This window comes from Streptomyces lasalocidi (assembly GCF_005280215.1).
In the GTDB taxonomy this organism is placed as follows: Bacteria; Actinomycetota; Actinomycetes; order Streptomycetales; family Streptomycetaceae; genus Streptomyces; species Streptomyces longwoodensis.
Genome location: NZ_SZNQ01000001.1, coordinates 1,864,866 through 1,880,939, shown reverse-complemented (window position 1 = coordinate 1,880,939; position 16,074 = coordinate 1,864,866). Strand labels below are relative to the sequence as shown.

Below are 16,074 nucleotides of genomic sequence, written 5' to 3'. Positions count from 1 at the left end.
GGCGCCGGGCGAGGCGCCTGGGCGCGTCGGGCGGACGGCGGGGGAGGTCCCGGGAAGATCGTCGGGACGCGACCCGGAAGCGTAGCAGTGCTCAACGACGCTGTTCGTACGGGGCTTCGAACACCGTATGACACCCCGAACCGCTTCCGGGCGCGCTCGCGCCGGGCCGGGTCGGGTTCGGGAGGTGCGACGCACCGCGCGGCATGCCGGGGCGGATGACTCTCTTTCGAGGGACGTTCCGTGCACCCTACGTGTGCATCAACTCACTCACGGTAACGTCGCCATGGGGGAGGAGGCACCGGCTCCGGTGCCGTACGCCTCCCGTCCGCTTCGTGTGGACGGTCACCGTTACCAGAGCAGGGCGGCGAACGGAGAACGACATGGCCATTGAAGACCGAGCCGATGCCGCGCCGCGGCACGGCCGGATGTCCAACCCGCGCTCCCGTGCGGACATCGAGTTCGACGGCGGCTGGCCGGCCGACGGACTGGAAGGGGGCAAGTTCTTCCCGGCGACCGAGATCGGGCTGTCCGACCCGGACGCGCCGAGCGATTCTCCCAGCGGGCCCAAGCCGGTACCGCCGGACGGCAGGATCGCCAGTGGTGGGAGCGAGCCGGACGCGGCCGTGCTGGACGAGGTGCGCGACTGGCCCAAGGTCGACCTGCGCTCGGGTGCCGAGGTTCCCTTCCAGTGGAGCTTCGGCATGAAGCACAAGGCGCGGCGCTACAACTACTTCGTGACCAAGGAGGGGTGGGACCCTGCGGCGCCGCTGAGCCGCGCCCAGTTCGAGCCCGCGCCCTTCGCGACGTACAAGCCGCACGGCGACATCCCGTTCTGGCAGATGCCGGACCCCTCCAAAGACCCCGACCTGGGCAGGCCGCACACGATCCAGCTGCCGGAGCGCTCCGGCTACCACGTGATCCTCGGTGTGTGGGAGGTCGCCGACACCGGCCACGCCTTCTACCAGGTCGTCGACGTCAACTTCACTCCCTAGGAGTCCGGCCACAGCAGCCGCCCGCCGGCAGCGGGCGGCTGCACGAGCGTCGAGACGGTTGTGCTACCAGGCGTATGACTCCTCGCTTCACCTGTGGAACCCAGTGCCCTGAGCGAGCTGACGTCGTTGATGTCGGTATGAAGAAGATCAGCATTCTCACGGTGGTGTGCGGCACCGCGGCGTCAGGGCTTCTGGCCGCCATCCCCGCGCACGCAGGGATCGCGGACGGCACCGCGAACAACGCGTCGATCCTCAGCGACATCACCGCCCTGACCACGGCGATCAACAGCGACATCCAGTCCATCGGCAACGACAACGCCAACACGCGCGCTGACGGCAGGGGCAACAACAGCTCCGGCCAGCACGAATAGCGCTTCCGACATCTGACCCGATGGGCGCCACGCGCAGCCGAGACGACGAGAAGCGAGCCGACCACCTGGACACTGCCCCCCGGCCGTGCTCTGGTCCTGGGCCCCAGTGCGCCCCCTGCGCTGGTACGGCGCAATTACCTGCGGGACTTGGCCGACCGGGTCAGCCATCGCGCTCAGGCACACTACTGGAGGGCCGCCTTCATCATCGCCTGGGCCACCGGGGCCGCCAGGCCGTTGCCGCTCACCTCGGAGCGTGCCGCGTCCGACTGCTCGACCATCACGGCCACGGCCACCTGCTTGTCCCCGGACGTCGCGTAGGACGTGAACCAGGCGTACGGCGTCTTGCTGTTGTTCTCGCCGTGCTGGGCCGTGCCCGTCTTGCCGCCGACGGTGACCCCGGCGATCCGTGCGTTGGTGCCGGTGCCCTCCTCCACCACCGTCTGCATCGCGGAGCGCAGTTGCGCGGCGGTGCGGGAGCTGACGATGCGGGTGGTCCGCGCCCCGTCGTCGTAGTCCTCCAGGGTGTCGCCGCCGGCGTCGGTGATCCGGTCGACCAGGTGCGGCGCCACCAGCTCGCCGTCGTCGGCGAGGGCCGCGGAGACCATGGCCATCTGCAGCGGGGTGGCCGTCACGTCGAACTGGCCGATGCCGCTCAGCGCGGTCTGCGCCCGGTCCATGCCCGTGGGGTACACGCTGGTGTACGCCCGCACCGGCACGTCCAGCGCGCGGTCGTTGAAGCCGAACTTCTCCGCCGTCGCCCGCACCTTGTCCTGGCCGAGGTCGACGGCCATCTTCGCGAAGACGGTGTTGCAGGAGTACTGCAGGGCGACCCGGATCGAGGCGTTCGTGCAGGGCGCCGAGGCGCTCTCGTTGCGCAGCGGGGTCACCGTGCCCGGCAGGGTGTACGGGCTCGGGCTCACGGTCGGCTCGTCGACCGAGGAGTACAGCCCGTCCTCCAGTGCGGCCGCCGCGACCACCAGCTTGAACGTCGAGCCCGGCGGCAGTGGCTGGCGCAGGGCGCGGTTGGTCAGCGGCTTGTCCGGGTCGGCGTTCAGCCGCTTCCAGGCTGAGCCCGCGGAGTTGGCGTCGGTCAGCGTCGACGGGTCGTACGACGGGGTCGACACCGCGGCGAGGATCCGGCCGGTCCTCGGGTCGATCGCGACGGCCCCGCCCTTGGTGTCGCCCAGCGCGTCGTACGCCGCCTTCTGCACGTCGGGGTCGATGGTCGTGACCACGGTGCCCGGGTCGGCCCGCTTGTTCGTCAGGGTGTCCAGCACGGTCTTCAGCCGGGTGTCGGTGCCGTTGAGCAGGTCGGCGTAGATGCCCTCCAGCTGGGTCGGCGCGTACGCCTGCGAGGCGTAGCCCGTCACCGCCGCGTACAGCGGGCCGTTCGTGTACGTGCGTCTGTACTCCAGGTCGCTGTCCTCGGTGACCGCCGAGCCGGTGACCGCCCGGCCGGCCACGACGATGTTCCCGAGCGGCTCCGCGTACGTCTGGATCGCGTTGCGCCGGTTGTGCTGGTCGTCCGCCAGTGCCCGGCCTTCGTAGAACTGCACCCAGGTGGCCCGGACCAGCAGGGCGAACACCAGGAGCAGGGCGAAGACCGAGGCACGCCTGATCGTCTTGTTCATCGCATGCGGAAGGACGAACGGGATGGGTGCATACGTTCCCCGGGGCCCGGATTCTCATCGGACGTTCATGGAACGGCCGGTGTGTCCGGTCCGGCCGACAGGCGCGCAGCCGGTGGTGCCGCGACGGAGGGCGAGGAGCTATACCGGTTCAATAACAAGGCCCTCCCAGTGAGGTCCGTCATGCGATCGCGAAGTTAGCGTACGGCCGTGGACGTATTGCAACCGATCATCAAGCCCTATTCCTGGGGCTCGCGCGACGCGCTGGCCCGACTGCAGGGCCGGGACGTTCCCGCGGCCGGCCCCGAGGCCGAGCTGTGGATGGGCGCGCATCCGGCCGGCCCCTCGGGCCTGACCCGGGACGGGCGCCGGACCACCCTCCAGGACGTCGTCGCCGCGGACCCGGAACGGGAGCTCGGGGCCCCGTGCGCCCGTCGGTTCGGCGGCCGCCTGCCCTTCCTGCTGAAGATCCTCGCGGCCGATCAGCCCCTGTCCATCCAGGTGCACCCCGACCGGCGGCAGGCCCGCTCCGGCTTCGCCGCCCAGAGCGCGGCCCCCGGGCGGCAGCTCTACGCCGACGACTGGCCCAAGCCGGAACTGCTCTACGCCCTGACCCCGTTCGAGGTGCTGGCGGGCTTCCGCGGCCGTGCCGAGGCCGTCGAGGTGTACGACGGGCTCGGCATTCCCGCCCTCGGGCCGGTCGTGGACGTCCTGCGGGCGGGCGACGCCGACGACGCCCTGCGCGAGGCGCTGCGCACCGTACTGGACCGGCCCGGCGACGACCGCCGGTCCCTGGTGTCGGCGGTGGTGCCGGCGAGCGCGCGGCTGGGCGGCTCCCCGGGGCCGTACGCGGCCGCCTACGCGGCGGTGGCCGGCATGGCCCGGCACCATCCCGGCGACCCCGGACTCGTCGCCTCCCTGCTGCTGCGGCACCAGGTGCTGGAGGCGGGGACGGCGCTGTTCATGCCGGCCGGCGGCCTGCACGCCTATGTGCGCGGAGTCGGCGTCGAGTTGCTGGCCAACTCCGACAACGTGCTCCGCGCGGGTCTGACCGGCAAGGAGGTCGACGTCCCGGAGTTGCTGCGGATCACCGACCCGGGCGCCCGGGTCGCCGTGGTGGCACCGCGGCCCCTCGGCGGCCCCGGACGCACCCACGCCTACGACTGCCCCGTCGAGGAGTTCGCGCTGCACCGGACGGCACTGGGTGCGGCACCCCGGCCGGTGGTGCCGGCGGCAGGCCCCCGCATCGCCCTGTGCCTGGACGGAACGGCGCAGTTGGGCAAGCCGGACGGCGAGGAGGTCTCCCTGCGCTCCGGGGCATCCTGCTTCCTGCCCGCCACCGACGAGGAAGTGACGGCACGTGGAGACGGCACGCTCTTCGTGGCGTCCGCGGGAACGCCCCTGCTCCAGCAGGCCGGCTGACCCGGGAGCCTCCCGTCGCCCTGAGTGAGACAACGTTGTCAGGCCGGTGTGCCGGGGAGTACCCGCGCCGGCGTCCGGAGAGGAATGAGCACACCCATGTACGCAGCTCTCGACATAGGCGGCACCAAGATCGCCGGGGCGCTGGTCGACGAAGCGGGCTCGGTCGTCCGCAGGGTCGAACTGCCCACCCCGGCACGGGAGTCGGAGGCCCGGCTGGCGAGCACCCTGGACGCGGTGATCGACGCACTGGCGGTCGAGCCGGCCTGGCCGGCCGTCCGCGGTCTGGGCATCGCCAGCGCGGGTCCGGTCGACACGGCGGCCGGCACGGTCAGCCCGGTGAACATCCCGGCGTGGCGGCAGTTCCCGCTGGTCGAGAGCGTCCGCTCCCATCACGCGCTGCCGGGCCGCATCGAGCCGGTGCTCCTGGGGGACGCCGTGGCGGTGGCCGCCGCCGAGCACTGGCGCGGTGCCGCCCAGGGCGTCGACCACGCGTTGTGCATGGTCGTCTCCACCGGCGTCGGAGGCGGCTACGTGCTCGGCGGACGGCTGTACCCGGGCCCGTCGGGCAACGCCGGCCACATCGGTCACATCTCCGTGGATCTGGACGGGCCGCCCTGCGCGTGCGGGGGACGCGGGTGCCTGGAGGCGTACGCCAGCGGGACGGCGATCGCCCGGCACGCCCAGCGGGCCGGCTGGGCGCCGCCGCGGGGGGTGCCGGCCACCGCCGCCGCCGTGGCGGCGTCCGCACGCGAGGGGGACGAACGGGCCCTGGCCGCGTACGACCGGTCCGCCAGGGCGCTGGCGGCCGCGATCGCGGGCAGCGCCACGCTGCTGGAGATCGAGGTCGCCGTCATCGGCGGCGGCGTCGCGCAAGCGGGTGACACGCTGTTCACGCCGTTGCGGCGGCACCTGAAGGCGTACGCGACGCTCGACTTCGCCCGCCGGGTCGAGGTGCGTCCCGCGGCCCTGGCGCAGGACGCGGGCCTCGTCGGCGCGGCGTCCGCGGCACGCCGAAGGGCCGCGGTGGCCGGCGCCGCGTCCTGACGAACCGCACCACCGCAAGCGGGCAGGGCGGCGCCCCGGGGCGACAGCACGGCTTCGCAGGAGCCCCGGGGTGGCCCGTTCCACCCGGGGCGTGCACTGCGCCCGGGGTTCCTCCGGCATGCCCGCCCGCGATCGCGTATTTCACCGCACGGATTACTTAACCGGTTCTGTCGAAAGCATTGCCCGGTGTCGAGAAGCGCCCTTAATCTCGGCGTTGCGAACGGGCGGAAATGCGTTCAGCGCAGTGAGTCCGCCGTCTTCACCGGTCGGATGCCCTACCCGCATGCGGGGAGCCGTCCGCATCCGACCGGACACGATGAGAGCCGTTCACGGAAGGCGGCGCGCACCACCCCGCCCCACCGCGCCGCGCACCATTGCCACCGCGCGGCAGACGACCACAGGGACACGAGCGGGCCGGCACGGCCCCACAGGACCGCCGTGCCGCCCCTCGACGAGCCGGGAGCATCATCAATGAGAAGAACACTGGCCGCGGCCACGGGCACCGTCCTCGCCGTGTGCGCCGCTTTCCTCGCGGGCGCGCCCCAGGCCCAGGCCGCGGACCCGACTGCCGGGTTCCACGTGCAGGACGGCCGGCTGCTGGACGCGAGCGGCAAGGACTTCGTCCTGCGGGGCGTCAACCACGCGCACACCTGGTACCCGGACCGCACCACCCAGGCGCTCAAGGACATCAAGGCCCGGGGCGCCAACTCCGTGCGCGTGGTCCTCGCCACCGGCGACCAGTGGACCAAGAACGACACGGCGGACGTCGCCGAGGTGGTCGGTCAGTGCAAGGCGAACCGCCTCGTCTGCATCCTGGAGGCCCACGACACCACCGGCTACGGCGAAGCGGGCGCCGCCGCGCCGCTGTCCAAGGCCGTGGACTACTGGCTCGGCGTCAAGAGCGCCCTCGTCGGCCAGGAGAAGTACGTCCTGGTGAACATCGGCAACGAGCCGTACGGGAACACCGGTTACACCGCCTGGACCGCCGACACCAAGACCGCCATCGGCCGGCTGCGCGCCGGCGGGATCGACCACACCCTCCTGGTCGACGCGCCCAACTGGGGCCAGGACTGGTCCTTCACCATGCGGGACAACGCAGCCGGCGTCTTCGCCGCCGACCCCGACCGCAACACCGTCTTCGACATCCACATGTACGGCGTCTACGACACCGCGGCTGAGGTCAGCGACTACGTCGATCACTTCGTCTCGGCCGGACTTCCGCTCGTCATCGGCGAGTTCGGCAACATGCACTCCGACGGCGACCCCGACGAGGACGCCATCATGGCCACGGCCCAGGCGCGGGGCATCGGTTACCTGGGCTGGTCCTGGAGCGGCAACGGCGGCGGGGTCGAGTACCTCGACCTCGTGCAGGGCTTCGACGCCACCCGGATGACCACCTGGGGACAGCGCCTCTTCAACGGCGCCAACGGCATCAAGGCCACCGCCAAGGAAGCCGGTGTCTTCTCCGACGGCGGCAACAACGGCGGCGACACGACCGCGCCCACCGCCCCCGGCACACCGGTCGCCTCCGACACCACCGCGAGCAGCATCCGCCTGAGCTGGCCGGCCGCCACCGACAACACCGGGGTGACCGGTTACGACGTCGTCCGCGTCAGCGGGTCGACGGAGACCACCGTCGCCACCTCCGCCACGACGGCTGCCACCGTCACCGGGCTGAGCGCGAACACCACCTACACGTTCGCCGTGTACGCCCGCGACGCCGCCGGCAACCGCTCGCCCCGCTCGGCCACGGTGACCGCCGCCACCCGTCCGGGCAGCTCGACCGGCGCGTGCTCCGTCAGCTACCGGCTGAGTGACTGGGGGAGCAGCTTCAACGCCGACGTCACCGTCCGCAACACCTCCGCGCAGGCCGTCGACGGCTGGGCCCTCGACTTCTCCTTCCCGGCGGCCCAGCGGATCAACTCCGTCTGGAACGCCAGGGCCACCCAGAGCGGCAGCGCGGTCCACGTCACCAACGAGTCCTGGACGAAGACGATCCCGGCGGCCGGCTCGGTCAGCTTCGGGTTCAACGCCTCGTCCACGCCCGGGACCAACGGCGTTCCCGCCGCCTTCGTCCTCAACGGCACCACCTGCACCGTGTCCTGAACCGCACCGGTCGCGCCCGGGAGCCCGCACCCGGGACGGCTGCCGGCCGCCGATCACCCGGTCGAGGGTGGTGGCGGCCGGTGCCCCGTCCCGGGCGTCCGCGGTGGAGCGGCTGGGGTCGGTCGCGACCCTAGCCGCGTGGCGGAGCCGTCGACGCGCGCGGTACGAGCGACGGAGTGGCCACCGGCCGGGAGGCGACGTCCTGCCCGGCGATGACGTCGAACAGCACCCGTGTGACCTGCGCGCCGAACCCGTGCACGTCGTGGCTCATCGCCGACAGCGTCGGATGGGTGAGCCGACACAGCTGTGAGTCGTCCCAGGCGAGCAGCGACAGCTCGTCCGGCACCGACACGCCCATCTCGGCGGCCACGCCCAGCCCGGCGACGGCCATCAGGTCGTTGTCGTAGACGATCGCCGTGGGCCGGTCCGCCGACAGCAGCAGGGACCGGGTGGCGCGGGCGCCCTCCTCGCCGGAGAAGCCGGTCTCCACGTGCGGACGGCCGTCGAGGCCCAGAGCCGCCATCGTCTCCTCGAACGCCTTCGCCCGGATGACACTGTGCCCCAGTCCGGTCGGACCCCCCACGCGGGCGATCCGCCGGTGGCCCAGAGCGGCGAGGTACCGCACGGCTTCGGCCACGGCGACGGCGTCGTCGGTCCACACCGAGGGGAAGCCGCCCGTGAGCGTCGGGTGACCCACCGCCACGGCGGGCAGCCCCAGCTCGCGGAGCGGACCGATCCGGGGGTCCTGCTGGTGGAAGTCGACCAGGATCGACCCGGCGACCTGACGCTCCCGCCACCAGGACTCCTGGAGCCGGGTCTCCTCTTCGAGTGACCCCACCAGGCGCAGCAGCAGGGAGCAGTTGCGTTCCGCCAGCACGCTCTCGATGCCGGAGATGAACTCCATGTAGAAGGGTTCGAGGCCCAGCAGCCGGGCGGGCCGGCAGATCGCCAGCCCGACCGTGTCGACCGACTGGCGTGACAGGCTGCGCGCCGAGGAGTTCGGCGCCCACCCCAGCTGCCGGGCCGCGGCGAAGATGCGGGCACGGGTGGCCTCGGAGACGCCCGGCTTGTCGTTGAACGCGAGCGAGACCGCGCCCTTGGAGACACCGGCCGCCGCGGCGACGTCCTTGATCGTCACCCGCTCGGTCGGTGCGCTCACGCCGGTTCCACGCAGAAGAGCGCCGCCTGGACGGCGTTGGCACCGGTCTCGGCCGCTCCCCGCACCCGCAGCCGGACGCTCTCGCCGGGCAGCAAGGTCCGCAGGCCCGCGTCACAGGTGGCGTCGGGGCCGAGCCGGTCGGCCTGGAGGAGGAGGTCGCGTACCACGGTTCGTGCTGTCACCACGACGTCGACACTACCCGGCTCGCCGTCGGCCCGGGACCGCACGACGACGTCGTACCGGGGTGCCGTGTAGGCGAAGTCCTGGTCGGGGACGGGGAAGTACAGGGCACGCAGTCCCTCGGCGTCCGCGACCAGGAACTCCTTCGCCGACGTCGCGTCCGGGAGGAGGCCGTGCGGGACGACGACGCGGGCGACGGAGTGCGGGGCCGCCGCCACGTCGAGTCCCGCGCTGCCGAGGACGGCGCCGTCCGCCGTCAGCCGTCGCAGGCCGATGTGCGGGTGCCAGGCCTCGCCGGACTGGTTGATCACGGCGATCACCAGGTGCCCGACGGGGGCCTCCGGGTCCTCCTGGACGGTGAGGAGCCGGTCCGCGTAGACCCGGCGCAGCTCGTGGTAGAGCGGCTTGAGCCGGCCGTCGCCGTCGACGGCCGCCCAGGAGCTGACCGGCCAGCAGTCGTTCAGCTGCCAGACGACGGTGCCCGCGCACACGGGCCAGTGGGAGCGCCAGTGCTCGATGCCGGCGGCCACGGCCCGGGCCTGGACCACCTGTGCGAGGTAGTGCCAGCGGTCGAAGTCACCTTCGGGGAGGGCGAAGTGGCGGGCGATGCCCCGGTCGAGCTTGCCGTTGCCGTCCTCGGCCTTCTGGTGGTGCAGCATCCCGGGGGAGTCGGGGGCCAGGTCCTCGCCGGGGAGCGCGCGGCGCAGGGTGGCCACGGCGGGCGGCGCCTGCCAGCCGAACTCGGCGACGAACCGGGGCACGCCGGCGCGGTACTCGGCGTAGTCCCGACGGTTCCACGCCTCCCAGGAGTGGTGGGTGCCGTGCGCCGGGTCGTTGGGGTGGTGCTCCCAGGAACCGGACCACGGGCTGCCCGCGGTGTAGGGGCGGGTGGGGTCGAGTTCGGCGACGACGCGGGGCAGGAGGTCCAGGTAATAGCCGCCGCCCCAGGAGTCGCCGGCCAGCGCGGGCTCCCACTCCCAGTCCTTGAAGCCCCACAGGTTCTCGTTGTTGCCGTTCCACAGCACCAGGGACGGGTGCGGCATGAGGCGGACGACGTTGTCGCGCGCCTCGGCCTCCACCTCGCCGCGCAGCGGCTGCTCCTCCGGGTAGGCGGCGCAGGCGAACAGGAAGTCCTGCCAGACCATGAGGCCGAGCTCGTCGCAGGCGTCGTAGAAGGCCTCGTCCTCGTAGATGCCGCCGCCCCAGACCCGCACCAGGTCCACGCCCGCCCCGGCCGCCTGGCGCAACCGGGTGCGGTACCGCTCGGGGGTGACGCGGGAGGGGAAGACGTCGTCGGGGATCCAGTTCACGCCGCGGGTGAAGAGGCGCACGCCGTTGACCACGAAGGTGAACCCGCTGCCGTGCGCGTCGGCGGAACGGTCCACGCAGACCGTGCGGAAGCCGATCCGGCGCCGCCAGGAGTCCAGCGGCCGGCCCTCGTCGTCCTCGAGCACCAGGTCGAGCCCGTACAGCGGCTGCTCCCCGTGTCCGCGCGGCCACCACAGGGAGACGTCGGGCACCTCCAGGGTGACGACGGCGCGATCACCCTTCACCGCCGCCCGCGCCTGCCGGCCCCCGACCGAGGCGCGCACCGCCAGGCCCCGGTCGGCCCCCGAGGCCGTGCGCTCCAGGTCGACGTGGATCTCCACGCGGCCGATGCCGTCGGTGACCGTCACCAGCGGCCGCACGTCCGACAGGCGGGCCGTCGACCACCGCTCCAGCCGGACCGGCCGCCACAGGCCGGCGGTGACCAGGGTCGGCCCCCAGTCCCAGCCGAAGCTGCACGCCATCTTGCGGATGTACTGGAAGGGCTCGGGGTAGACGTTGGGCCGCTCGCCGGTCAGCTCCCGCACGGCGTCGGCCTCGTCGTAGGCGGACGCGAACCGCACGTCCAGCGTCCCGGCGGCGCCCGTCACATCGAAGCGGTAGCGGCGGTGCATGTTGCGCGTGCGCCCCAGCTCGCGGCCGTCCACCGTGATCACGGCCGCGGTGTCGAGGCCGTCGAAGACCAGGTCGGTGCGCTCGTGGCCGTCGCTCTCCGTGTCCCGCGGGTACAGCGGGCGGCTGTACGTCCACGCCCGGCGGCCCACCCACGCGACGTCCAGCTCGTTCAGTCCGAGGTACGGATCGGGGATCACACCTGCGGCCAGGAGATCGGTGTGCACGCAGCCGGGCACCTGCGCGGGCAGGCGCGCTCCGTCGTGCTGGAGAGTCCACTCCCCGGTGAGCTGGATGACGTCCTTCATGTGCGGCTCCTCATAGCGGCCGGCCTGGGTGCGTACGACGCTGGTCGGGCAAGAACGCACCCAACCTAACCCGCGCTGATTAACCGGTCTAGACCCTGCCGTGCATCGCGCCCCGAGCCGAGGCGCAGGTAGAAGGCTTGCCCTGTCGATTCGAAGCAGAACCAGGTAACGATTATGTATCGCGGCCAACTCATCAGCTTTACCGGTTCATGAGCGGCTGACATAGTGCCGATCAGCCAGGCAGCCCGAGCCGTAATCCACAGAGGGAGTTGGGCACATGGGTAGGAAGATCCTCGGCACCGCACTGCTGACGACCACCGCACTGCTGACCGTCGCGGGGTGCGGCGGGGGCGGGACGGGCGGCTCGGACGAGACCGCCGCACCACCGCTGAACGCGAGCAGCGTCAGCGGAACCATCAAGGTGCTGACCAACCGCACCGACCTCGTGCAGGACGGCACGATGAAGAAGTACGCGGCTGCCTTCACCAAGGAGTACCCCAAGGTCAAGGTGGAGTTCGAGGGCATCACCGACTACGAGGGGGAGGTGAAGATCCGTATGAACACCGACAAGTACGGTGACGTCCTGCTGATCCCCGCGGCGGTCGCCAAGGGCGACTACCCGAAGTTCTTCGCGCCCCTCGGCTCCACCGGGACGATGGAGCAGAAGTACCGCTTCACCGACAAGACCGACGTCGACGGCCGGACGTACGGCATCGCCAACTTCGGCACCGCCAACGGCGTGGTCTACAACAAGGCCCTGTGGAAGCGGGCCGGCATCACCGAGTGGCCGACGAGCCCGCAGGAGTTCCTCGCCGACCTCAAGACGGTGAAGGACAAGACGGGAGCCACCTACTACACCAACTTCAAGGACGGCTGGCCGCTCGTCAGCCCCTTCACCAACAGCATCGGCTCGGTCAGCTGCGACGCCAAGGCGTCCGACAACCTGGCCATCACGGACAAGCCCTGGGACACCGGCACGGACCTCAACGTGATCGACACCCTCCTGTACGACATCGTCCACGACAAGCTCGCCGAGAAGGACCCGAGCACCACCAACTGGGAGAACTCCAAGACCCTCCTGGCCAAGGGCAAGATCAGCAGTATGGTCCTGGGCTCCTGGGCGATCACGCAGATGCAGGACGCCGCGAAGAAGGCCGGGGCAGGCGCCGACTCGATCGGCTTCATGCCCTTTCCCGTGCAGAAGAGCGGCACGTACTGCTCCACCCTGCTGTCCGACTACCAGCAGGCCGTGAACATCCACTCCGCGCACAAGGCCGCCGCCCGGGCCTGGATCGACTGGTTCACGGAGAAGTCCGGTTTCTCCGAGGCGCAGGGCGCGGTCTCGGCCCTGCGCTCCGCCCCCCTGCCCGCGACGCTCAAGGAATTCGTTGATAACGATGTCACCATGGTGGAACGTTCCGAGGCGGACACCGCAGAGGTGAACGCCATCGACAACGCCTCGGAGATCGGGCTGAACAAGCAGGACTACCGGCAGAAGCTGATCGACATCGCCCGGGGCGCGCAGAGCGGCTCCCTCGAGGGCTACTTCGCCGACCTGAACAAGCGGTGGGCCGACGTCAAGCAGACCGCCGGCTCCTGAACCTGCCGCGCCACCGGGCTCCCGCGACCACCCCTGACGGCCGGGCGCACGGCGAGCCCGGTCTGCCGACCGACGAGCGCTGTCCGCGGACGACGAAAGGCCCCGCCATGACCGACTCCACCCGCACCGCACCGCCACCCGGCCCGCTGACCGGGCCGCACGCCGCCGGCCGCCGCCCCGGGCACCGCCCGGTCGACAGGCGTTCCCACCGCCGTTCCTGGCAGGACCACCCGCTGCGCCGCGTCACGCCGTGGCTGTTCCTGCTGGTACCGCTCGCCCTGCTCGTCACGTTCACGTACGTGCCGGTGGGCAACATGATCTATTACAGCTTCACCGACTGGGACGGCGTGAGCCCCGACCGCTCCTTCGTCGGCGGCGACAACTACGAGGAACTGTTCACCCGGCCCGAGCTCTTCCGCGTCTTCGCGGTCAGCCTGTACTACCTGGCGGCGTCCGCCGTGCAGATCGCCGCCGCGTTGTACTTCGCGACGATCCTCAGTTTCGACCTGCGGCTGCGCAACCTGTTCAAGGGCATCCTGTTCTTCCCCTACCTGATCAACGGGGTCGCGATCGGCTTCGTCTTCCTCTACTTCTTCCAGGACGGCGGCACCCTGGACTCCGTCCTGTCCCTCCTCGGCATCGACAGCGACCACGCCTGGCTGGGTGATCCGCGGTCCGCCAACACCGCCCTGGCCGGGGTCTCGGTGTGGCGCTTCACCGGGCTGAACTTCGTGCTGTTCCTCGGCGCGATCCAGTCCATCCCCGGTGAGCTGTACGAAGCGGCCCAGATCGACGGCGCCACCCGCTGGCAGCAGTTCCGCCACCTGATCGCCCCCGGTATCCGGCCCGTGCTCAGCCTCAGCGTCATCCTCGCGATCTCCGGCTCCCTGTCGGTGTTCGAGATCCCGTTCATCATGACCGGCGGCGCGACCGGCACCCAGACCTTCGTCATCCAGACGATCAAGCTCGCCTTCCAGTTCAACAAGACCGGCCTGGCCTCGGCCTGCGCCGTCGTGCTGCTGCTCATCATCCTGGCCGTCACCTGGATCCAGCGGCGCCTGGTGCCCGACGAGAAGGTGGACCTCGTATGACCGCCCCTGCCCGCACGTCCGTCCCCGCGCACACGTCCGCCCCTGTCGACGGCCGGCCGGCCCGGCGCAAGCCCCCGCGCGTCAGTACCGTCCTGATCTACGCGTCGCTGGTGGCCGCCTCGCTCGTGGTGCTCGTGCCGCTCCTGGTCGTCTTCCTCACCTCGCTGAAGACGTCCGGCGAGGTCGCCGACGGCACCGACGTGCTGGGCCTGCCCCACGATTGGCTGAACTTCTCCAACTACGGCACCGCGTTCACCGACGGTCACATGCTCATGGCCTTCGGGAACACGGCGTTCATCCTGCTGTTCTCGATCACCGGGACCGTGGTGATCGGCTCCATGACCGCCTACGCCATCGACCGCTTCGAGTTCCGCTTCAAGAAGGCCGTCATGGCCCTGTTCCTGATCGCCACCCTGGTGCCCGGCGTCACCACCCAGGTGGCGACCTTCCAGGTCATCAACAGCTTCGGCCTGATCGACACCCGCTGGGCCCCGGTCCTGCTGTACATGGGCACGGACATCGTCTCGATCTACATCTTCCTCCAGTTCATCCGGGGCATCCCCACGTCCCTGGACGAGGCCGCGCGCCTGGACGGGGCCAACGCGTTCACGATCTACCGGAAGATCATTTTCCCGATGCTCAGGCCGGCGATCGCCACCGTGGTCATCATCAAGGGCATCACCACCTACAACGACTTCTACATCCCCTTCCTGTACATGCCCTCGGAGGACCTCGGCACCATCTCCACCGCCCTCTTCCGGTTCAAGGGCCCCTACGGCGCTCACTGGGAGACCATCTCGGCCGGAGCGATCCTGGTCATCCTGCCGACCCTGCTGGTCTTCCTCTTCCTGCAGCGCTACATCTACAACGGCTTCACCCAGGGGGCGACCAAGTAGGTCCCGCGCCGCGGACGTCAGTCCAGGACGAGCACGAACTCCTCGGTCTCGCCGCCGCGCGCCTCGGCGAACCCGGACGCCCGGCCGGTCACCCGGAACCCGCACTTCTCCAGCACCCGCAGCGACCCGGTGTTGTCCGTGGCGGTGCGGGCGTACAGCGGGCGCTCGGTGACCTCGGCGAGCAGGGCCCGCAGGGCGCTCGTGGCGATGCCGCGCCCCCAGTACGCCCGGTCCAGCCAGTAGGTGACCTCGCGCTCGCCGGGTGAGCCGTAGACCGCGGCGCTGCCGACCACGTCCCCGTCGGCCAGGACCGTGCGCGTGACGGCGTCGGAGGCGCGGATGCGCACCCACCGCGCCTCGAAGGCGTCCCGGTCGGCCGGGTCCTTCGGGGTGAAGGCCGCCATGCGCAGGGCCTCGGGGTCGTTCATCTGCCGGAAGAACACCGGCAGGTCGCTGTCGTGCACCGCACGCAGGGCGATCTCCATGCCCCGAGCCTACGAGGGGGCACTGACAACGGGCGGGGCGCGGGGGCCGCGGGTGCGGGCGGGACCGCACCCGGGCGCTCAGAGCCTGCGCGTCGCGAGGGTCAGCCGGTCGCGGGCGTCGAACAGGGCGTCCTTGACCATCTGCTCGTGCGCCGGGGTCAGCCGGGCCACCGGCACCGAGCAGCTGATCGCGTCGCGGGCCGGGGTGCGGTAGGGGATCGCCACGCCGAAGCAGCGCAGCCCCAGGGTGTTCTCCTCGCGGTCGACGGCGAAGCCCTGCTCGCGGACCTGGTGCAGCTCCTCGACGAGCTTCTCGCGGTCCGTGATCGTGTTCTCGGTGAGCGCGGGCAGCGTCTCGGGGAGCAGCTTGCGCACCTGCTCGTCGGTGTAGGTGGCGAGGATCGCCTTGCCCAGCGAGGTGGAGTGGGCGGGCAGCCGGCGGCCGACGCGGGTGAAGGGGCGCAGGTAGTGCTGGGACTGCCGGGTGGCGAGGTAGACGACGTTGGTGCCGTCCAGCCGGGCCAGGTGGATGGTCTCGGTGGTGTCGTCGGACAGCCGGTCCAGGGTCGGCCGGGCCGCCGCGACCACCTCGTCGCCGTCGATGTAGGAGGTGCCGACCAGCAGCGCCCGCACGCCGATGCCGTACCGGGTGCCGGTCGCGTCGGTCTCCACCCAGCCCAGCTCGACCAGGGTGCGCAGCAGCATGTACAGGCTGGACTTGGGATAGCCGACGGCCTCCTGGACCGAGGCCAGGGAGTGCATGCCGGGCCGCCCGGCGAAGTACTCGAGCAGTTCGACCGTCCGCACCGCGGACTTGACCTGGGACCCGCCCCCCGTCTCGCCTGCCGACATCG

Annotated in this window: 13 protein-coding genes; 8 read left to right on the top strand and 5 right to left on the bottom strand. The window is 71.3% G+C overall.

The window, feature by feature from the left end:
• Positions 1 to 380 precede the first annotated feature (380 nt).
• Together E4U91_RS08415 and E4U91_RS08410 are read left to right on the top strand one after the other, a co-directional pair.
• Positions 381 to 992, top strand: coding sequence for a lytic polysaccharide monooxygenase auxiliary activity family 9 protein (locus tag E4U91_RS08415; protein ID WP_137306253.1), 612 nt, complete (start codon positions 381 to 383; stop codon positions 990 to 992).
• A 137-nt stretch (positions 993 to 1,129) separates the two neighbouring features.
• Entirely contained in the window at positions 1,130 to 1,363 is a 234-nt protein-coding gene (locus tag E4U91_RS08410) for a hypothetical protein (protein ID WP_137306252.1), read from the top strand.
• A gap of 182 nt (positions 1,364 to 1,545) precedes the next feature.
• Here E4U91_RS08410 and E4U91_RS08405 read toward each other — a convergent pair whose 3' ends face one another.
• Positions 1,546 to 2,994 carry a peptidoglycan D,D-transpeptidase FtsI family protein gene (locus E4U91_RS08405; protein WP_137306251.1) on the bottom strand — a complete coding sequence of 483 codons (1,449 nt, stop codon included), beginning with the start codon at positions 2,992 to 2,994 and terminating at the stop codon, positions 1,546 to 1,548.
• A 207-nt stretch (positions 2,995 to 3,201) separates the two neighbouring features.
• On the opposite strand from E4U91_RS08405, the gene manA reads away from it, so the two are divergent.
• The 3 genes from manA (at position 3,202) to E4U91_RS08390 (ending at position 7,563) form a co-directional block, all read left to right on the top strand.
• Positions 3,202 to 4,413 (top strand): mannose-6-phosphate isomerase, class I, encoded by a 1,212-nt coding sequence (manA, locus tag E4U91_RS08400; RefSeq protein ID WP_137306250.1) that lies wholly within the window; start codon positions 3,202 to 3,204, stop codon positions 4,411 to 4,413.
• Positions 4,414 to 4,497: 84 nt separating this feature from the next.
• On the top strand, positions 4,498 to 5,457 hold the full coding sequence (locus E4U91_RS08395; RefSeq protein ID WP_137306249.1) for an ROK family protein: 960 nt from the start codon (positions 4,498 to 4,500) through the stop codon (positions 5,455 to 5,457).
• Positions 5,458 to 5,928: 471 nt separating this feature from the next.
• Positions 5,929 to 7,563: a cellulase family glycosylhydrolase gene (locus E4U91_RS08390; RefSeq protein WP_137306248.1), complete on the top strand. Its 1,635-nt coding sequence runs from the start codon at positions 5,929 to 5,931 to the stop codon at positions 7,561 to 7,563.
• A 130-nt stretch (positions 7,564 to 7,693) separates the two neighbouring features.
• On the opposite strand, the gene E4U91_RS08385 is transcribed toward E4U91_RS08390, so the two are convergent.
• Complete coding sequence (locus E4U91_RS08385) at positions 7,694 to 8,722, bottom strand: LacI family DNA-binding transcriptional regulator (protein ID WP_137306247.1); 1,029 nt, start codon at positions 8,720 to 8,722, stop codon at positions 7,694 to 7,696.
• Positions 8,719 to 11,148: a glycoside hydrolase family 2 protein gene (locus E4U91_RS08380; protein WP_137306246.1), complete on the bottom strand. Its 2,430-nt coding sequence runs from the start codon at positions 11,146 to 11,148 to the stop codon at positions 8,719 to 8,721. The genes E4U91_RS08385 and E4U91_RS08380 overlap by 4 nt, the downstream gene beginning before the upstream one ends.
• Positions 11,149 to 11,425: 277 nt before the next feature.
• Between E4U91_RS08380 and E4U91_RS08375 the strand changes: the two genes are divergently transcribed.
• The 3 genes from E4U91_RS08375 (at position 11,426) to E4U91_RS08365 (ending at position 14,735) form a co-directional block, all read left to right on the top strand.
• Positions 11,426 to 12,748 (top strand): ABC transporter substrate-binding protein, encoded by a 1,323-nt coding sequence (locus tag E4U91_RS08375; protein WP_137306245.1) that lies wholly within the window; start codon positions 11,426 to 11,428, stop codon positions 12,746 to 12,748.
• A gap of 107 nt (positions 12,749 to 12,855) precedes the next feature.
• Positions 12,856 to 13,839, top strand: a complete 984-nt coding sequence (locus tag E4U91_RS08370; protein WP_137306244.1) for a carbohydrate ABC transporter permease — start codon at positions 12,856 to 12,858, stop codon at positions 13,837 to 13,839.
• Positions 13,836 to 14,735: a carbohydrate ABC transporter permease gene (locus E4U91_RS08365; RefSeq protein WP_137306243.1), complete on the top strand. Its 900-nt coding sequence runs from the start codon at positions 13,836 to 13,838 to the stop codon at positions 14,733 to 14,735. The genes E4U91_RS08370 and E4U91_RS08365 overlap by 4 nt, the downstream gene beginning before the upstream one ends.
• A 17-nt stretch (positions 14,736 to 14,752) precedes the next feature.
• Here E4U91_RS08365 and E4U91_RS08360 read toward each other — a convergent pair whose 3' ends face one another.
• Together E4U91_RS08360 and E4U91_RS08355 are read right to left on the bottom strand one after the other, a co-directional pair.
• Positions 14,753 to 15,220, bottom strand: a complete 468-nt coding sequence (locus E4U91_RS08360) for a GNAT family N-acetyltransferase (RefSeq protein WP_137306242.1) — start codon at positions 15,218 to 15,220, stop codon at positions 14,753 to 14,755.
• 78 nt (positions 15,221 to 15,298) lie between these two features.
• Positions 15,299 to 16,072 (bottom strand): IclR family transcriptional regulator, encoded by a 774-nt coding sequence (locus tag E4U91_RS08355; RefSeq protein ID WP_137306241.1) that lies wholly within the window; start codon positions 16,070 to 16,072, stop codon positions 15,299 to 15,301.
• Positions 16,073 to 16,074 lie beyond the last annotated feature (2 nt).

What these genes read in the sequence shown, in the direction of transcription:
- E4U91_RS08415 (WP_137306253.1), top strand. Translation starts at nt 381, where the DNA reads ATGGCCATTGAAGACCGAGCCGATGCCGCGCCGCGGCACGGCCGGATG.
- E4U91_RS08410 (WP_137306252.1), top strand. Translation starts at nt 1,130, where the DNA reads ATGAAGAAGATCAGCATTCTCACGGTGGTGTGCGGCACCGCGGCGTCA.
- E4U91_RS08405 (WP_137306251.1), bottom strand. Translation starts at nt 2,994, where the DNA reads ATGAACAAGACGATCAGGCGTGCCTCGGTCTTCGCCCTGCTCCTGGTG.
- E4U91_RS08395 (WP_137306249.1), top strand. Translation starts at nt 4,498, where the DNA reads ATGAGCACACCCATGTACGCAGCTCTCGACATAGGCGGCACCAAGATC.
- E4U91_RS08390 (WP_137306248.1), top strand. Translation starts at nt 5,929, where the DNA reads ATGAGAAGAACACTGGCCGCGGCCACGGGCACCGTCCTCGCCGTGTGC.
- E4U91_RS08380 (WP_137306246.1), bottom strand. Translation starts at nt 11,148, where the DNA reads ATGAAGGACGTCATCCAGCTCACCGGGGAGTGGACTCTCCAGCACGAC.
- E4U91_RS08375 (WP_137306245.1), top strand. Translation starts at nt 11,426, where the DNA reads ATGGGTAGGAAGATCCTCGGCACCGCACTGCTGACGACCACCGCACTG.
- E4U91_RS08370 (WP_137306244.1), top strand. Translation starts at nt 12,856, where the DNA reads ATGACCGACTCCACCCGCACCGCACCGCCACCCGGCCCGCTGACCGGG.
- E4U91_RS08365 (WP_137306243.1), top strand. Translation starts at nt 13,836, where the DNA reads ATGACCGCCCCTGCCCGCACGTCCGTCCCCGCGCACACGTCCGCCCCT.
- E4U91_RS08360 (WP_137306242.1), bottom strand. Translation starts at nt 15,220, where the DNA reads ATGGAGATCGCCCTGCGTGCGGTGCACGACAGCGACCTGCCGGTGTTC.
- E4U91_RS08355 (WP_137306241.1), bottom strand. Translation starts at nt 16,072, where the DNA reads ATGTCGGCAGGCGAGACGGGGGGCGGGTCCCAGGTCAAGTCCGCGGTG.